A 16,345-nucleotide genomic window follows, 5' to 3' on the forward strand; every position below is an offset into this window, starting at 1 on the left:
GGCTCTTATGGCGGCGGCCGTCGGTCGCGTAAGACTCCCACGCGCGCGTCGTTCATCCGTGGCTTGCAGCGATCACGTTGTCATTCAAGGGCGCATCGCGTCCGTTGGGACGCGGTGCCGACGCCGCCTACGCTCTTCGGTCGTTCGAAAACGACGATGGCGCCGATGAAGTGATGGATCGTTGTTGTGTCCAGGACCCATTCATTCACCTCTTCCACAACCTCGCCTGTCGCGTCGATACTGACGGTGAAGGTAAGAATATGCGTCACGAGATCGCGAATGGGGCCTAATTCGGTGATCCATTTTCTATAGCGTTCCTTGACGGACTGCTCGTTATTGGTCGCGCGCTTCGCGCTGCGTGAATGCAGCGCACCGAAGAAAGAGAGATCCAGAACGCTAGGTCCGGTGGCGCCGTCCAGTCGATGAAAATCCAGGTTTCGGCGGAGGTCTTCCAGCACCAGGTGCCGTGGCGGATTGAAGCCCTTGAGCTCGATGGCACAAAGGGGCTGCGATCCGAAGAGATGCGTCGATGAATTTGAATCGTGATAAATAGCGATGTCGATTCTGCCGGAGCGTTTGATGTTCGGCCGCGGCTGCTTCGCGCGAAGAATCGTCGAGTTTGGCCGCAGCGGGCTACCTACGCGCTTCCAGACCGGAAGGCAGTCTCTCGCAAATTCTCTTGTGCTGTGCTCGATCCGAATCTCATAGGGATCGGCCGGCGGTCCATTGAAGCGATCGATGGCACGGGCGGTTGCGACCGTGAAGAGATATTCTGCGTTGAATTGTTGGGAAGGGCTGTTGCAAAAGCTGTGCATGTCTGCGCATGCATTTTTCATCCCGTCTGTTATGGCAGAGACCATCCTACTGAAATGAGTCATGGTTGGTGGGGCAGATAGCTGCGATTGCAGAGAATTTCGGGCGACGTGTCAGCGCCCCGTCCGGACCAAGTGTTCCTTGTCTTGGACGATTTGCACACCATCCCGCGCTGGACTTCAGACGCTTTGACGCGTGCCTTTTGTAGGCGTTTCCAAGTAAATCAGGCATTTGCCAAGTTTACTTGGAAACACAACATGGCCGTCGCTGCCGGTGGTTGCCGTTTACTTGCCCACCCTCCCTCCGGCGTGCCGTCCCGTCACGGCCCTCCCTTGCAGGGTAGCGGTCTGACCGGGCCGACCGCCGTCGGCGCCCAAAGGCGGATGACGCGTCAGAACTTTTGGTGGGGGGAGGGGTTAGATAAGTGCCCTTATCTTGCGTCGCAGCGAGTGAAATTTGATGCCCTTCTGGCTTACCACGAGCCCTGCTGGACGACCGCCGAAGTTCAGGGCCAGCGAAAGGCGTCGGCATTTTTGCGGGCCGGAACCACAAAATAATGGGTCATATCTTGGGGCGAAAAATCCTGACACGTTTGCCGCACCGCAAACCATGCCAGATCCCGCATGGTTCACGACGGGGTAAGCCCTAGTTGCGGCTGGGTGGCCCATAGCGGGCGACCGGAGCGGTCGGTCGCGCCTTGGCGGTAGACTTCACAACGGGAAGCCCGGGAAGGTGAGGCGCGCCATTTGCTTCCGCAGCACCGCCAGCGGTATTTCCCACTCCAAGTCCCCATTCCAGCGGTCCGGGAGGGCGGATCCACGTAGCGCGCATTCGTGGGCAAAGGGAACCTCTGCACGGCGGCAGGCCAACGCAAACGTATAGCGGAAGCTGTCCGTCCCCTTGCCCGGCTCCACAATACTCACCTCCCGGCGCAGGAAGCGGCTGAAGTAGGTGGAGAAGCCTGCGGTCCGGCGCCCGACACGGTCGGGTAGCAGTAGCGGAAACAGGTCGCTGCCAGAGGGGAGGGTCGCGGCGTAGTCGAGCAGGCCCAGCCGGCACAGGATCGGATGGACCGGTTGCCGATAACCTTCGGACTTTTTGACGCTGCCGGGAGGGGGCGCAAATTGCCAATAGGGAATGGCGGACGCGTCGGCACTGACCAGCAGGTGGTCAGTGCGCAACGATGCCGCCGTGCGCAATCGGGCCCCGGAGCATAGCAGGATCAGCGGCAACCAGTAGGCGGCACTTCCCGCGCCATTGCGTTGCGACGGGGGCCGCTGCGTCGTGAACACAGGATGACTGAAGATGCGGGTCAAGTCACTCGGCGTGAACGGCACATGCGGCTGCGCGGCGGCGGTGGACGCGCTGACCGTCATGCCCTGCGCGGGATTGCTGTCGAGCAGCCCTACGCAGAACCCGAACTGCAGCAGGGCATGGGCCAGGCCGAACATCTTGCGCGCGGTGGGCCGCGAGTGATGGGCGAGCAGGTCGTCATGAAAGGCGCGCAAGTGACCGCGCGTCAGCGCGCTCGGATCGCCAACGTGACTGAGCGCACCAAGGTCATGCGCGATCACGCGCATCTGTCGCGCCGTCTCGGCGGCCGGCTGGCGGTGCGTCTCCCACGAGGCGGCGAGGTCGGTCAGGGTGAGGCAGTGCTGCGACATGGCTGCATCATTTGTGGCAATCGGAGTGCCGCGGTCGGGCCGCGCGAAATAGGCCGTGGTCATAGCGGGAACCCCGGAAAGGTGACTCGCGCCATCGCCTGCTGCAGCGCGGCCAGCGGGATCTCCCTGTCCCCGTGCTCGGGGCTCTCGTACACAAAGATGCGGCCCATCAGCGCACCTATGACGTTCGTCGGAAGCGCCGCCTGGCGGCAGGCGTGGGCAAAGGTATGGCGAAAGCTGTGCGCCGTCTTGTTCGGCTCGACGAGGCCCACCTCCTGGCGCAGGAAGCGGTGGAAGTCGCGGCAGAAGCGCTCCGCCCGGCCCCCTGTATGGCCTGGAATCAGCAACGGAAACAGGTCGCTGCCGGGGGGAAGGCTTGCGACATAGTCGAGCAGGCCCAGCCGACACAGGATCGGATGGACCGGTCGGGGGGATTGGGCGGCGGCAGTCTTGGCGCCCCGATCGGCGAAGCGCCAATAGGGAATGGGCGGCGTGTCGGCGCGGTAGCAGAGGTCGTCGGTGCGCAGGGCCGCGGCCTCCTCGATTCGCGCACCCGTACACAACAAGATCAGCGGCAGCCAGTAGGCGGCGATCCCGCGCGCGTCGCGTGCCGACGGGAGGCCGTGCGCCGTGAAGCGCCGATGACTGAAGATGCGGGTCAGGTCGTCCGGCGTGAAGAAGGGGCGCGCTTGCGCCGGGGCGGGGGACGGGCAGAGCGTCAGGCCCCGGGCGGGATTGGTGGCTAGCAGGGCTTCGCTGACACCGCATTGCAGGAGGGCATGGGCGAGGCCGAGCATCCTGCGCGCGGTGGGCCGCGGATAGTGGCGCAGCAGATCGGCCTGAAAGGCGCCCAGGTGGACAGGGGTCAGCTCGCGCGGATCGCTGACGTCACTGAGCGCGCTCAGGTCCTGCGTGACATGACGCATTTGTCGCGCCGTCATGGCGTCGGGGTGGTATGTCGCCGCCCAGCGCGCGGCGAGGTCGGTCAGGCTGAGGGAGGACTGTGTCATGAGGGGTCTCCGGAAAGTTGCCGGGGGCCAGCCGGTGCCGCGCCGGGATCGCGCCATGCGCGCCGTGGCTGGCCGGCCAGCATGCGTTGGCGCCGCCGAGGATGGGACAGGCCCTGCGTGGCGCCCCGCGCAATCGCGACGGCGGTCACGCGGGCAATCGGATACAGGGTGGCGTGCAGGAGCGGCCACCCGGCGCTCGGGTCTGGCGGCCCCGCCAGGTCCTGCCCGGTCGCCAAGTGCTGCACGCACGTGGTGGCGGCGGCTACGGTGTGGCGAGAGATCGAGCGATAGGTCGCCAGCCGCGCGAGCGCCTCGGCAGGCGGCAGTGCGGGCGAATGCCGGGTCCCCTGCTGGAGCGCCTCGCGTTCGAGGCCGAGCAGGAGGGTAGGCACCATGGCCCGCAGTCCGCCGCGTGGCGCGGCGGCGCGGCCGGGCAGCGGAAAGGCGGCTTCCCAGTCGCGGCCGGCGAGGACGCATTCCAGGCGCGCCAGCAGCCCGCCATACAGCCACGCGGGCAACGCCGGCGCCTCGCCGGGCAAGGCGCAGAAGTACATGAGCGCCTGCGCGACACAGTCGGCGGGCGGCGCGAGCACCAGTCCCGACGGGAAGATCACCCAATCGGGATATTGGAACCGTGCCTGACACTCGGCGTCCGGATCCCCCACGATGGCGGCGGAGACTGGCATCAGGCGACGCGAACGCACCGGATACGTCCAGGGCAGGGGGAAGGCGGTTTCCCACGCCTGCCCGTCCAGCACGACGCGCAGCCGCTGGCGCCACGCGGCCAGCAATTCCCCGTCGAGGCGCACGCCACGGCGCATCAGCAGCCGGGTCCACTCCAGCATCTGACGGATGGCCAACGGACTCCTCACCTGCGTCCACGGCTGCGCGGCCAACCAGCGATGCAGCGTGTCACGCTGTGGCAGGCTGGTCTCCAGCGTCGGCTCGGCCGACAGGTAATGCAACAGGATCCAGGTTATCTTGCGCATCGCGTCTCCCCCGACCGCGTCGGCGGTGTCCGACCCGCGCGGCGAGCATGGCCCCGCCATCCATGGACGGTGGCGTGGTGCTGACCGCGCGGCGTGCGCGGGGGCTAGCCAGGGCAGCCGGGGAGATCGTCCGATCCCCCGCGGGACGCGCCGGCGCGGCAGCAAGGGCAGTATGGGTCGGCACGCGCGCAGGACAATCGAAATACGCTACGTCACTTGAACAAACTTGAACAAAGAAAGTGCGTGGTTTGCCGCGCGTCTGGCTCCTCAAAAAATTATATGTTTTCGTATATTTTAAGGAGTGCCGGCGCGCCAATCATTCGGTGCGTCGTCCCCGTTCGTTTGTCAGGAGACCCGCATGGGACGCTCAGACCCGATTCCCGCCTGCGCCAGGCGCCTGGGCCATGACCTGCGCGCCCTGCGGTTGGCCCGCAACGTCACGCAGGCCGCGCTGGCGGCCCATGCGGGCGTCTCAGTGCACAGCTTGAAGAACCTGGAGCGCGGGGTTGCCACCCTGCGCACCCTGGTGCTGGTCCTCGGGGCCCTGCAGCGCGACGACTGGCTGGCACTGGCCGGCGTGGCGTTGCCTGCGGGGCTGGCGGTCGGCACCCCGCGGATCGTCACGCCGCGTCAGCGCGCCGCCGGTGCGCACGCCGCACGCTAGCCCGGGAGGGCGGCCGAATCCGACAAGTAAGTGGCATGGCGCCCCTGGCGCGGGTCCGGTCGGTGGCCGCCAGCAGGAGGCGTGGGCCGTGCAGGCCGGCCGGCGGGCGGGCATGGCGTCGGGCGTCGTCAGGCACACGGCATGGGCAGCCTGCGGCCGACGTGGTCGCTGCGCGTCAGGTGTCGCCGCTAGCGGCCGGGGGGTCACCCCCTCCATTGACACCGTCGGCGCGCGTGGTCAGGCGATCGACGTCGGGCCCCAGCAGCGTGCGCAGCAGCGCCAGGCGCGCGTCCGGGATGGTCGGGTCGCGGGACTCGCTCAGCAAGGCGTCCAGGCCCGCGTGCAGGGCGGCGACAATGGCCGGCCGCAGCGGGGGGGCCACAGTGGGCAGCGGCGCGGGTGGGCCCGCAAGCGGGCGCGGGGCGGCGGGCAAGGCGCGTGGGGCACGGGGCGGCGTGGGCGGGTCGCGGTAACGGGCCCAGAGCTCTTGCAGGGGCGCGCGGATGGCCTCGCAGGGGCTGGCAGGAGGTGGCGCGCGAGGGGGCATGGTGGCCTCCGGGGGGGGGCGGCCGCCTGGCTAGCGTCTGAATCATAGAACACGGGCGGACTTGCGGGGCGCAGGCAGCCGGCGCACCGGTGGGCGAGCGTGGCGGCGCACGCCGCGCTATGCTTAGGGGGTCGGCCGAGGGCTCGGCCGACCGTACCACGCGTGCGCCGTTGACCGTACCAGTGCGCGGTGCGGGGTAGGGCTAAGGGCTTGATTTTGTGGACGTTTGGAGAATCGAGGGAGAATCGCACAATCTGCGCAGAATCCCTCCGTCTCCGCCAGTAATGGCGGCGAACCCCGGAAGATCGCGGTCTTCCGGGGTTTTGTTTTTTCTGGGGCGGATTTCGGAGGTGCGCGCTGTTGGCGGCTTCCGGGGGTGGCTACACCGATCCTCCCGGGCGACGCCCGATCACGGCGAATCCCGTCACCTCATCTGACGCGAAAGCACCTGCTGCTATTTCCGTCACAACCTTCCCGCTTTACCACGCGCGTCGGCTGCTGTCTCGCACAACCAGTTCGCAGGGTATCTCTCGCCATTGGGGCGCGCCCGTTGCGGGCGCCGACGCCAGGAGGGCGGCCACGACGATCTCCATGGTTTGGCTGCCGATGGCGTAGGGGTCCGGGCGTACGGTCGTGAGCGCGGGGCAGACCACCTGTCCCAGGGGCGCATCGCCAAATCCGGCCACCGCCAGCGTATCGGGTACAGACAGGCCATACGCGTGCGCGCTCAGGATGGCGGTCATTGCCATCGTGTCATTGCCGAAAATTACCGCTTGGGGTCGTTTTGCCGGGGGCAGCGCCGCCAGGTTCGCCATTGCTTCGCGCGCCGCGCCGACGTCGTCCTTTGCCTGGGCGCGCCAGATGTCGGGCTTGAAGCCGGCGTCGCGCATCGCGCTCGCGTAGCCCTCGGCGCGGCGCGCGGCGCGTCCATCTTCCACTGCGCCGCCGAGTGCGAAGCGGATACGCCGGGCGCCTTGCTCAAGGAAGTGCCGGGCCAGCGTGACACCGACTGACATCTGCGAGAAGCCCACTTGGTGAAATGGGCGCGGCGTCATGATCTCCCACGCTTCCACCACCGGGATGCGTAGCTTGGCCAGCAGCATTTCGGTTTCCGGAGCGTGATCGTTACGGGTAAGGATCATCGCGCGTGGGTGCCATCCTGCAAATGTGCGAAGGGCGCGCGTCTCCGACTCCAGCGAAAAATGGCTGTTCGCCAGCAGCAGTTGCAGCGCGTGGCGCTCGGCGACATCCATCATGCCGCGCACCATGTCGGCGAAGGTCGGGCTGGTCACGTTCTGCATGACCGCGCCGACCACGCCGCCTTGATTGGTAGCCAGCATTCGCGCAACCTGGTTCGGCACGTAGCCGGTGGCCGCGATGACTTCCGCGAGTCTGGTGCGCAATGCCTCCGACACCTTCTGGGGCTCGTTGAAGTACCGCGAGACCGTTACCGGCGAGACGCCTGCCAGGGCCGCCACATCGTGCACGGTGCAGGTGCCCGAGCGTGGGCGCGGTGCCCGACGCTTCGGGGATTCGGACAGTTTGGTGGATTCCGGCAAGGGCTTTTCCTGGGCGGCGGGCATCTGGCTCTGTTCGTTTGGCACTGCGCTTGCGGGTTGACGACGTCATTGCGGCGCCCGTACACTGCCCGCTATGTTACCGCTTTCATTGCAAAGCTGCACCTGAAAATGCTAGCGCTAACATTCCGACGATTCAAAACGCGATCGATCGAATCGCTGTGCCTGGAGACATTTCATGTTCGCTTTCCGTCGAGCGGTGGCCGCTGTTGCCGCGACTCTTGCCACGGCTTCCGCTTTTGCCGCATGGCCGGATCATCCGATTGTCATGGTCGTGCCGCAGCCACCGGGTGGCGCCGCCGACGCCTTTGCGCGGCCGTTCGCGCAGATGCTGGGGCAGCGCCTGGGCCAGCCGGTCGTGGTGGAGAACCGTGCCGGCGCCAATGGCAATATCGCCGCGGCCTACGTGGCGCGGCAGCAACCCGCGGATGGCTACACGATCTTCTTCGGCTCGGTCAGCACACTGGCGGTCAATCCGCACCTCTACAAGAGCCCGGGCTTTGACCCGTTCAAGGATTTCCAGCCGCTGACGCTGACCAACCAGACCCCCAACGTGCTGGTGGTCAATGCCGCCGCGCCGTACAAGACCGTGGCCGACGTGGTGGTCGCAGCCAAGGCGAAGCCGGGCACCATCAATTTCGGCTCGGCGGGCAATGGCAACACCATGCACCTGACCGGCGTACTGTTCCAGGCCAGGACCGGAACGTCGCTGACCCACGTGCCGTACAAGGGCGGCCCGGCGGCCCTGAACGACGTGCTCGCCGGCCAGATCCCGATGATGTTCCACAACCTGAACGCGGTGCTGGCCTACGAGCGTGCGCACAAGGTGCGCATCCTGGCAGTGGCCGACGACAAGCGCGCCGCCTTGCTGCCCAACGTGCCCACGATGAAGGAAGCGGGCGCGCCGGGTGTGGTGCAGGTGCCCTGGAGCGGCATGCTGGTGCGCGCCGGCACGCCGCAACCGGTGGTGGACCGGCTCGCGCGGGAAATGGCGGCCATCCTCAAGAGCCCGGATTTCCGGGTGAAGCAGGAAGAGCAGGGCACCGAGGTGCTGTCGTCCACGCCAGCGGAATTCGAAACGCGCCTGAAATCCGACTACAACGCCATGGGCGCGCTGATCAAGGCAGGCAACGTGTCGCTCGACTGAGCACCGCTGCCGATTCTCCGCAACGATAAAGGGAAAGACATGCCCGCACGCAATCAATTCAAGCAGGCGCTCAAGGAAAAGCGCGCACAGGTCGGCCTGTGGTCCACGCTGCCATTTCCGTTTGTGTCCGAACTCATCGCGGGTTCGGGCTTTGACTGGCTGCTGCTCGATACCGAGCACACGGCCAGCGATCCGGTCATCATGCAGCAGCAGTTGCAGGCCGTGGATGCCGGCTGCATGGGCGTGACGTCGGCAGTGGTACGGCCGGCGTGGAACGACACGGTGCTGACCAAGCGCTATCTGGACATCGGCGCCCAGTCGCTCCTGTTCCCGTTTGTACAGACGCCCGAGGAAGCGGCTGCCGCAGTGGCGGCCACGCGCTATCCGCCGCACGGGGTGCGCGGCATGGGCGGCACGATGCGCGCGTCGCGCTTTGGCCGCGATGTGCGCTATGTGGCCGAAGCCGAGCGCGAACTGTGCGTGCTGGTGCAGCTTGAAACGGAAGAGGCGCTCGACCGCCTCGAAGACATCGCCGCGATCGACGGCATCGACGGCATCTTCATCGGCCCGGCGGACCTGTCGGCCAGCATGGGCGTGCCGGGCGAAGTCAATCATCCGCGTGTGCGCGCGGCCATCGACGCCGCCATCCGGCGCATCCTGGCGTGCGGCAAGGCGCCGGGCCTGCTGATGCTCGACGAAAAGCGCGCGCAGGAATGCCTGGATCTTGGCGCGCTGTTTGTGGCCGTGGGTACCGATCAGGTGATCCTGCGCAAGCATGCCGACGCGCTGGCCGAACGCTTCCAGCGCGGCCCCGGCGTGGCGCGGGCCGCTTACTGAGCTGCCAATTGAGCCGCAAACCGAGCCGCAGATCGAGCCGCAAACCGAGCTCGGCAAACTGAATCATCGGAAGACACAACGTATGTCCCAGCAAGAGAATCCCAAGCGCAACGACGCGCGTCTCGGCGTCGAAGACCTGCGCAGCCAGCGCTGGTTTGCCAGCGACGATATCCGCGGGTTTGCCCATCGGCAACGCATGCAGCAGCAGGGCCTGGCGCGCGAGGCCTTCATGGGCCGCCCCGTGATTGGCATCATCAACACCTGGAGCGAGCTGTCGCCGTGCCACGCGCATCTGCGCGAGCGTGCCGAATCGGTCAAGCGCGGCGTGCTGCAGGCCGGCGGATATCCGCTGGAACTGCCCGCGCTGAGCCTGGGCGAAGTGATGGTCAAGCCGACCACCATGCTCTATCGCAACCTGTTGTCGATGGAGGCCGAGGAGCTGCTGCGCAGCCTGCCGCTGGACGGCGCCGTGCTGATGGGCGGCTGCGACAAGACGCCGCCGGGGCTGATGATGGGGGCGTTCTCGATGGACATCCCCGTGATCTTCATGCCGGCGGGCCCCATGCTCAACGACCGCTACAAGGGGGCCGCCGTCGGCGCCGGCACGCATACCAAGAAGTACTTCGCCGAATACTCGATCGGCAACCTGACGCAGCAGGAGTGGGTGGGCATGGAAGCGCGCATGACGCGCTCGGTGGGCACCTGCAACACCATGGGCACGGCCAGCACGATGACGGCCATCGTCGAGGCGCTGGGCTTCTCTCTGCCGGGCGCGATGAGCATTCCGGCCGTGGACGCCGGGCACAGCCGCATGGCGTGGCAATGCGGCATGCGCATTGTCGACATGGTCTGGGAAGACCTGCGTCCGTCGCGCATCGCCACCAAGGCGGCCTTTCTCAACGCGGTGGCCGTCTATGCGGCGCTGGGCGGCTCGACGAATGCCGCCGTGCACCTGCCCGCCATGGCCGGTCGGGCAGGCGTGCAACTCGACCTCGACGAAATCGATGCCGTGGCGCGCAAGGTCCCCGTGATTGCCAACCTGTATCCGTCTGGCGAACGCCTGATGGAAGACTTCCACTATGCGGGCGGGCTGCCGGCGGTGCTGAAGAAGATTGCCAGCCACCTGGACCTCGATGCGCTGACGGTCACCGGCCAGACGCTGGGGCAGAACATTGCAGCCTGGGATTGCGAGGACGATGGCACGGTGCTGGACCTGGACCAGCCCCTCAAGGCCGGCACGCAGGACTGCCCCGAAGCGGGCCTGGCGCTGGCGGTGCTGCGCGGCAACCTGTGCCCGGACGGTGCGGTGATCAAGCCGTCGGCGTCCAGCCCGCAGTTGTTGCGGCACGAAGGGCGGGCGCTGGTGTTCGATTCGAATGCCGAGATGTTCGCCGCGATGGACGACCCCGATCTCGATGTCGATTCGTCGACCGTGCTGGTCCTGCGCAACGCCGGCCCGATCGGCGGGCCCGGCATGCCGGAGTGGGGCAACCTGCCGATCCCCAAGAAGCTGCTGCGCGAAGGTGTGCGCGACATGCTGCGCATCTCGGACGGACGCATGAGCGGTACGCACTACGGAACCTGCGTGCTGCACGTGGCGCCGGAATCGGCGGTGGGTGGTCCGCTGGCGTTGCTGCGCACCGGCGATACGGTGCGGCTCGATATTGGCACGCGCCGGCTGGATATGCTGGTATCCGACGAGGAACTCGCCGCGCGCCGCGCCGCCTGGCAGCCGCCGCCCGCGCCCTATGCGCGCGGTTACGGTCGCATCTTCCAGCACGAGGTCACGCAGGCCAACCGCGGGTGTGACTTTGCCAGCCTCGAAGGCTGCGCGCCGCTGCCCGAGCCGCCGATCTACTGATCGCGCGAAGCATGGCCCCGTGCCGGCGAATGCCCGCCGGGGCCACGCCCAGCCGCAGCGTTACGGCTGGAAGAACGACACCGGCGACATCAGCCGGTTCTCCTGGCTGACGAGGTAGCCGGCCTCGGCGCTCATCCTGAGATAGTCTGCCCAGGCAGGGTCTTTCTGCAGCGCCTGGCGCCGGGCTTCGCGATCGGCCGCACTGTCGTAGACCCAGATGTGCATGTAGCTGTTCACATTGCCAGTCTCGGTTTGCATGTAGGCCAGCGGCTTGCCCAGATGCCGGCTCTGGATCGCAAAGCCGTGCTCGGCATACAGCGCCAGGTGTTTCTTGATCGTGCCGGGACGGCAGGTGTAGGTGCGGACGTCATACAGCATGGAGTTTCCTTGTACGAAGCAAAGGGGAATCAATCGACGGTGGCGCCGGACTGCCTGACCAGCACGGCCCAGCGCGCCACTTCCTGATTGACGTATTTCTGGAAGGCGGCCTGGTCGTCGCCCACGGGATCGGCGCCAAGCCCCTTCAGCCGTTCCTTGACGGCGGGGTCGGCCACGCTCTCGACGATCGCCTGCGAGAGCTTCTGGACCACAGCCGGCGGCGTGCCGGCCGGCACGAACAAGCCGAACCACGAGCGCGCGGTCATGCCCGGAAACGGCGTTTCCGAGAAGGCGGGCACGTCCGGCAGGGCGGCATGGCGCTTGTTGCCGGTTACCGCCAGCGCCTTGAGCTTGCCGGCCTGAACCTGCGAGAGGACTTCGGGCAGGTTGGCGAACATGACCTGCACCTGGCCGCCCATCACATCGTTGAGCGCCTGCGACCCACCCTTGTAGGCCACGTGCGTCATTTTCGTGCCGGCCAGCGTGCTGAACTGCTCGCCAGCCAGGTGGGATGCGGTGCCGGTGCCGCCCGACGCATAGTTGACGCGCCCGGCATGGGCCTTGGCGTAGGCCGCGAGTTCGCTGGCCGAATTGACCGGTACCGACGGATTCACCACCAGCAGCAACGGCACCGACGCCAGGTTCGACAGCCCGACGAAGTCGCGCGTAAGGCTGTAGTTGAGCTTCTGGTAGAGCGACGCATTGATTGCGTGGCTGGAGGTGGCCATCAGCAGCGTGTAGCCGTCAGGGTCCGAGCGTGCGGCCGTGACGGCACCGATGTTGCCGTTGGCACCGGCCTTGTTCTCCACCACGACCGACTGGCCAAGCCGGGCCGACATGGTCTGTGCCACGGTGCGCGCGATCACGTCGGTGGCGCCGCCGGCGGCAAACGGGACGATGACCCGCAAGGGTCGATCCGGGTAGTCGGCCATGGCATGGAAGGTTGTGACGGCCAGGGCGGTGGCCACGGCAAGGCCCCGCAACCGGGCGATTGCTTTGTGCATGTCTGTCTCCTGTACTTTTTTCTGATTTATGGGTGTGCAGCGGCATTCCGGCTGGGCCGGGCCAGGCAACACCATCAGGAGCACTCTACGCAACCGCCGGGGCGTGGCGTTAGGACGGATCAGACGTTGTATTGGACTTTTTCGCGCGTTATTCCAGCGGACGGCAGTGCTTGCGGCGGAAGTCGCCCGGCGTCAGCCCGGTCTGCTTCTTGAAGAAGCGCGCAAAGTACGCCGGGTCCTCGATATTGAGACGGAACGCGATCTCGGCGATGCCGGTCCCGGTATTGCTGAGCCAGCGCTTGGCTTCCAGGATCACGCGCTCCTGTACCACCTGGCTGGCCGTACGTGCCACGGTGCGCTTGACCGCGTCGTTGAGCTGACGTTCGCTGACGCAGAGCGCTTCGGCGTACTGCCCGATCGTCTCGAAGCGCAGGTAGTGCGTTTCCACCAGCATCGTGAAGCGCCGCATCAGGGCCTGCTGCGGACCCACGCCGCTGGCCGGCTCGTTGTCGGGGCACAGGCGCCGCAGGCGGGTAAGCAGGATCAGCAGGCAGGCCTGCACCACGTCGGGGTAGCCCGGCTGCCGGTCGCGCGCCTCGTGCTCCATCTCGCGCAGCAGCGGCAGCATGTCGTCATGCTGGGCCTGCGTCAGATAGAGCGCGCTGTTGCCGCGCGAGGGGTGGAAGAACGGCAGCCTGGCGACATCCTCGGCGCGCGGAAACATCCGGGCGAAGAAGTCGGTGCTGAAGTTCAGCACGTAGCCATGCGGCTTGATCGATGACGTCCAGGCATGCACCTGGCCAGGCGAGAGGAAGAACACCGAGTGGTCGCGCACATCGAAATGCGCGAAGTCGAGCATGTGCGTGCCGTGCGCCCGGGTCATCCACAGCAGGTGGTAGTAGTTGTGCCGGTGCAGGAAGCCGCGCGGAATGTCGTCGCGGTCCTGCAGGCGTACGAGGTCGAAGTAGAACGACCCCTCGCTCGCGAAATCCGAAGTCTCGAAGGTGGGAAACTGGCCGGCGGGGCTGGAGGAGAGGGCTTCGGGCAAGCGCGGGTTCCTTGCGGTTCAGGTCCTGGTGACCAGCGCCATGCTATCGCAAAACGATCGGGCGGCCGCCTGGCGCGCCCGATGCGGCAGGGTGACGGTGCCGCCGGCGGCGCCTGCGGGCAACCGGCGGCGGTGTCAGAGCCCGCTCTGGTCGAGCGTCACGGCGTACGGCTTCAGCGCCACAAGGTCAGGCACCACGCCAAGCCCTGGGGCGTCGTCCAGTCGTACGCAGCCGTTGTCGAGGCGCATGACCGGTGCTGCCATCATGTCGCGCAACGGGTTGGGGTTCGCGTCGACTTCCACGAAGCCTTGGCCGCCGGCGGCGGTCTTCAGGTGCACCGACGCCACCAGGCCGAGACCCGCCCCAAGCCAATGGGGGCAATACCATTTGCCGGCGGCATTGGCACGACGGGCGACATCGATACAGCCGCTCAGTCCGCCCCATTTGCCGGCGTCGGGCTGGATGACCGACATGCCGTGCTGGGCGATAAAGTCATCGTATTGCGCCAGGCTGCTCAGGTTCTCGCCGCCGGCCAGCCGCAGCGGCTGGTCTTTCGCCAGGGCCGCCCAGGTTTGCGGCGGCGCGTCGGCGCGGATCGGTTCTTCCAGCCAGAGCAGGTTGAACGGCTCCATGCGATGGCCCGCCGCAACGGCCTCGGTGGCATCCCACGCCTGGTTGGCGTCGACCATCATCACGGCGTCGCTGCCCAGCGCGTCGCGCATGTTGCGCAGGTTCGTGACATCGCGTTCGGCGCCAAAGCCCACCTTGAGCTTGAACGCGCGATAGCCTTCATCGCGCTTGGCAAGCGCCAGCTTTTCCGGCTCGGTCGGATTGATGCCCGATGCGTAGACCGGCACGTCCCAGGCCGACTCGCCCCCGAGCGCGCGCCATGCCGGCACGCCGGCGCGACGCGAATACAGGTCCCACATGGCCATGTCGATGCCGGCCGCGATCTGGTGCAGGGGGCCAGGCTCGCCGGTCTGCAGCATCAGCACGGCAAAGCGGTCGAGCATGGCCTGCCATGCCTGGCGCGGATTGGCCCAGGCCTGGCTTGTGATGACAGGGCGGCCATAGGCCAGCGCCAGACGGGCGCGGTGCTCGGCACCCACGGTCGGGAAATTGCACCAGACCTCGCCCCATCCCTCGGCGCCGTCCTTGTCCCGCACGCGCAGCAGCACAGCGGGGCGGTCATGCATGATGCCGAACGAGGTCTGCACCGGCGGATGCGCCGGCGCGCGGAACACGAATGCCTCGAGGCTTTCGATCTGCAGCGGCTTCTGGGCGAGCGTCATGGTGTCGGGGATCCCGGGGGTGTCGGAGGAATTGGAGGAAAGCGCCGTCATGCAATGCCCGCCATGCAGACGTACTTGATTTCGAGATAGTCCTCGATGCCGTACTTCGAGCCTTCGCGGCCCATGCCCGATTGCTTGACGCCGCCGAACGGCGCCATTTCGTTGGCGATCAGGCCGCTGTTGACCCCTACGATGCCGGCTTCAATGGCCTCCGATACGCGCCAGACGCGCCCCATGTCGCGCGCATAGAAGTAGGCGGCCAGGCCAAATTCGCTGTCGTTTGCCATGGCGATTACTTCTTCTTCCGTCTCGAAACGGAACAGCGGAGCCAGCGGTCCGAACGTTTCCTCGGTCGCCACTTTCATCGACTGGGTGGCGTTGGTCACCACCGTCGGTTCGAAATACTGGCCGCCCAGCGCATGGCGGCGGCCGCCGGTCAGGACCTGCGCGCCCTGGTCCAGCGCATCGCGGATATGTTCCTCGACCTTTTCCACCGCTGCCATGTCGATCAGCGGGCCCTGGGTAATGCCGGGTTCGGTGCCGCGGCCCACGCGCAGGGCGTTGACCCGCTCGGTCAGCTTGCGCGCAAAGGCGTCGTAGACGCCCGCCTGCACGTAGATGCGATTGGCGCAGACGCAGGTCTGGCCTGCGTTGCGAAACTTCGAGATCATCGCGCCTTCGACGGCGGCATCGATGTCGGCGTCGTCGAAAACGATAAACGGTGCATTGCCGCCCAGTTCCATCGACGTCTTCTTGACGCCATCGGCGGCCTCGCGCAGCAGCCAGCGGCCCACTTCGGTCGAGCCGGTGAATGTGATCTTGGCAATCAGCGGATTGCGGCTGAATTCTTCTCCGATGCCCCGGGCGTCACCGGTGACCACCGAGAACACGCCGGCAGGCACGCCCGCGCGTAGTGCCAGTTCGGCGAGCGCGAGCGCCGACAGCGGGGTCTTCGACGCCGGCTTGAGCACCATCGTGCAGCCTGCGGCCAGGGCCGGGCCTGCCTTGCGGGTGATCATGCCGTTGGGAAAGTTCCACGGCGTGATCGCCGCGCAAACGCCCACCGGCTGCTTCATCACGATCACACGGCTGCCGGCGTTGGCCGGCGGCATCAGGTCGCCATAGACGCGCTTCGCTTCTTCGGCGAACCATTCGAGGTAGGCGGCGTTAGCCAGGATCTCGCCCTTTGCCTCGGCAAGCGGCTTGCCCTGTTCGGCGGTCAGGATCTGCGCCAGGTCGTCCGCATGCTCGATCACCAGTTCGTACCAGCGACGCAGGATGGCCGCGCGATCCTTTGCAGTGCGGGCCCGCCATGCGGGCAGGGCACGATGCGCGGCGTCGATGGCCTGCCTGACTTCGTCCATGCCCAGCCGCGGTACCGTCGCAAGGTGGCGGCCATCGGCGGGGTCCTGCACGTCGATGGTGCGGCCGTCGCGGGCGGCGGTCCATTCCCCGCCAATCAGGCATTGCGTGCGTAGCAAGGACGTATCGTTCAACTGCATGGTTGTCTCCA

Annotated in this window: 15 protein-coding genes; 4 read left to right on the forward strand and 11 right to left on the reverse strand. The window is 66.7% G+C overall.

Annotation, left to right across the window (positions count from 1 at the left end; all coding sequences use genetic code 11):
- Window positions 1–80 precede the first annotated feature (80 nt).
- The 4 genes from ACOABP_RS14765 to ACOABP_RS14780 all read right to left on the reverse strand — a co-directional run bounded on the left by ACOABP_RS14765 (window position 81) and on the right by ACOABP_RS14780 (window position 4,476).
- Complete coding sequence (locus ACOABP_RS14765) at window positions 81–836, reverse strand: hypothetical protein (RefSeq protein ID WP_474225812.1); 756 nt, start codon at window positions 834–836, stop codon at window positions 81–83.
- 687 nt (window positions 837–1,523) lie between these two features.
- Window positions 1,524–2,540, reverse strand: coding sequence for a site-specific integrase (locus tag ACOABP_RS14770; RefSeq protein ID WP_474225813.1), 1,017 nt, complete (start codon window positions 2,538–2,540; stop codon window positions 1,524–1,526).
- Window positions 2,537–3,487 carry a site-specific integrase gene (locus tag ACOABP_RS14775; RefSeq protein ID WP_474225815.1) on the reverse strand — a complete coding sequence of 317 codons (951 nt, stop codon included), beginning with the start codon at window positions 3,485–3,487 and terminating at the stop codon, window positions 2,537–2,539. The genes ACOABP_RS14770 and ACOABP_RS14775 overlap by 4 nt, the downstream gene beginning before the upstream one ends.
- Window positions 3,484–4,476 (reverse strand): hypothetical protein, encoded by a 993-nt coding sequence (locus ACOABP_RS14780; protein ID WP_474225817.1) that lies wholly within the window; start codon window positions 4,474–4,476, stop codon window positions 3,484–3,486. Before ACOABP_RS14780 ends, ACOABP_RS14775 begins: the two co-directional genes overlap by 4 nt.
- 358 nt (window positions 4,477–4,834) lie before the next feature.
- Here ACOABP_RS14780 and ACOABP_RS14785 point away from each other — a divergent pair, with 358 nt between their 5' ends.
- A complete protein-coding gene (locus ACOABP_RS14785; protein WP_029308177.1) occupies window positions 4,835–5,140 on the forward strand; it encodes a helix-turn-helix domain-containing protein in 306 nt (101 codons plus the stop codon).
- 175 nt (window positions 5,141–5,315) lie between these two features.
- Here the strand turns inward: ACOABP_RS14785 and ACOABP_RS14790 are convergent, their stop codons facing one another.
- Complete coding sequence (locus ACOABP_RS14790) at window positions 5,316–5,465, reverse strand: hypothetical protein (protein WP_474225819.1); 150 nt, start codon at window positions 5,463–5,465, stop codon at window positions 5,316–5,318.
- 701 nt (window positions 5,466–6,166) lie between these two features.
- The gene (locus ACOABP_RS14795; protein ID WP_474225820.1) at window positions 6,167–7,270 is read right to left on the reverse strand and encodes a LacI family DNA-binding transcriptional regulator; all 1,104 of its coding nucleotides are present in this window, start codon (window positions 7,268–7,270) and stop codon (window positions 6,167–6,169) included.
- Between the two features lie 172 nt (window positions 7,271–7,442).
- Here ACOABP_RS14795 and ACOABP_RS14800 point away from each other — a divergent pair, with 172 nt between their 5' ends.
- The 3 genes from ACOABP_RS14800 to araD all read left to right on the forward strand — a co-directional run bounded on the left by ACOABP_RS14800 (window position 7,443) and on the right by araD (window position 11,109).
- Window positions 7,443–8,411, forward strand: coding sequence for a Bug family tripartite tricarboxylate transporter substrate binding protein (locus ACOABP_RS14800; protein ID WP_474225821.1), 969 nt, complete (start codon window positions 7,443–7,445; stop codon window positions 8,409–8,411).
- 39 nt (window positions 8,412–8,450) lie between these two features.
- The gene (locus ACOABP_RS14805; RefSeq protein ID WP_474225822.1) at window positions 8,451–9,248 is read left to right on the forward strand and encodes an aldolase/citrate lyase family protein; all 798 of its coding nucleotides are present in this window, start codon (window positions 8,451–8,453) and stop codon (window positions 9,246–9,248) included.
- 82 nt (window positions 9,249–9,330) lie between these two features.
- Window positions 9,331–11,109, forward strand: coding sequence for an L-arabinonate dehydratase (gene araD / locus ACOABP_RS14810; protein ID WP_474225823.1), 1,779 nt, complete (start codon window positions 9,331–9,333; stop codon window positions 11,107–11,109).
- Between the two features lie 60 nt (window positions 11,110–11,169).
- On the opposite strand, the gene ACOABP_RS14815 is transcribed toward araD, so the two are convergent.
- The 5 genes from ACOABP_RS14815 to ACOABP_RS14835 form a co-directional block, all read right to left on the reverse strand.
- Window positions 11,170–11,487 (reverse strand): NIPSNAP family protein, encoded by a 318-nt coding sequence (locus ACOABP_RS14815; protein WP_474225824.1) that lies wholly within the window; start codon window positions 11,485–11,487, stop codon window positions 11,170–11,172.
- Window positions 11,488–11,516: 29 nt separating this feature from the next.
- Window positions 11,517–12,491: a Bug family tripartite tricarboxylate transporter substrate binding protein gene (locus ACOABP_RS14820; protein WP_474225826.1), complete on the reverse strand. Its 975-nt coding sequence runs from the start codon at window positions 12,489–12,491 to the stop codon at window positions 11,517–11,519.
- Between the two features lie 148 nt (window positions 12,492–12,639).
- A complete protein-coding gene (locus tag ACOABP_RS14825) occupies window positions 12,640–13,539 on the reverse strand; it encodes a helix-turn-helix domain-containing protein (protein ID WP_474225827.1) in 900 nt (299 codons plus the stop codon).
- A 135-nt stretch (window positions 13,540–13,674) separates the two neighbouring features.
- A complete protein-coding gene (locus ACOABP_RS14830) occupies window positions 13,675–14,832 on the reverse strand; it encodes a mandelate racemase/muconate lactonizing enzyme family protein (protein WP_474225828.1) in 1,158 nt (385 codons plus the stop codon).
- A gap of 47 nt (window positions 14,833–14,879) precedes the next feature.
- Window positions 14,880–16,334 carry an NAD-dependent succinate-semialdehyde dehydrogenase gene (locus ACOABP_RS14835; RefSeq protein WP_474225829.1) on the reverse strand — a complete coding sequence of 485 codons (1,455 nt, stop codon included), beginning with the start codon at window positions 16,332–16,334 and terminating at the stop codon, window positions 14,880–14,882.
- Between the last annotated feature and the right edge of the window lie 11 nt (window positions 16,335–16,345).

The organism is Cupriavidus sp. HE11 (assembly GCF_056097175.1).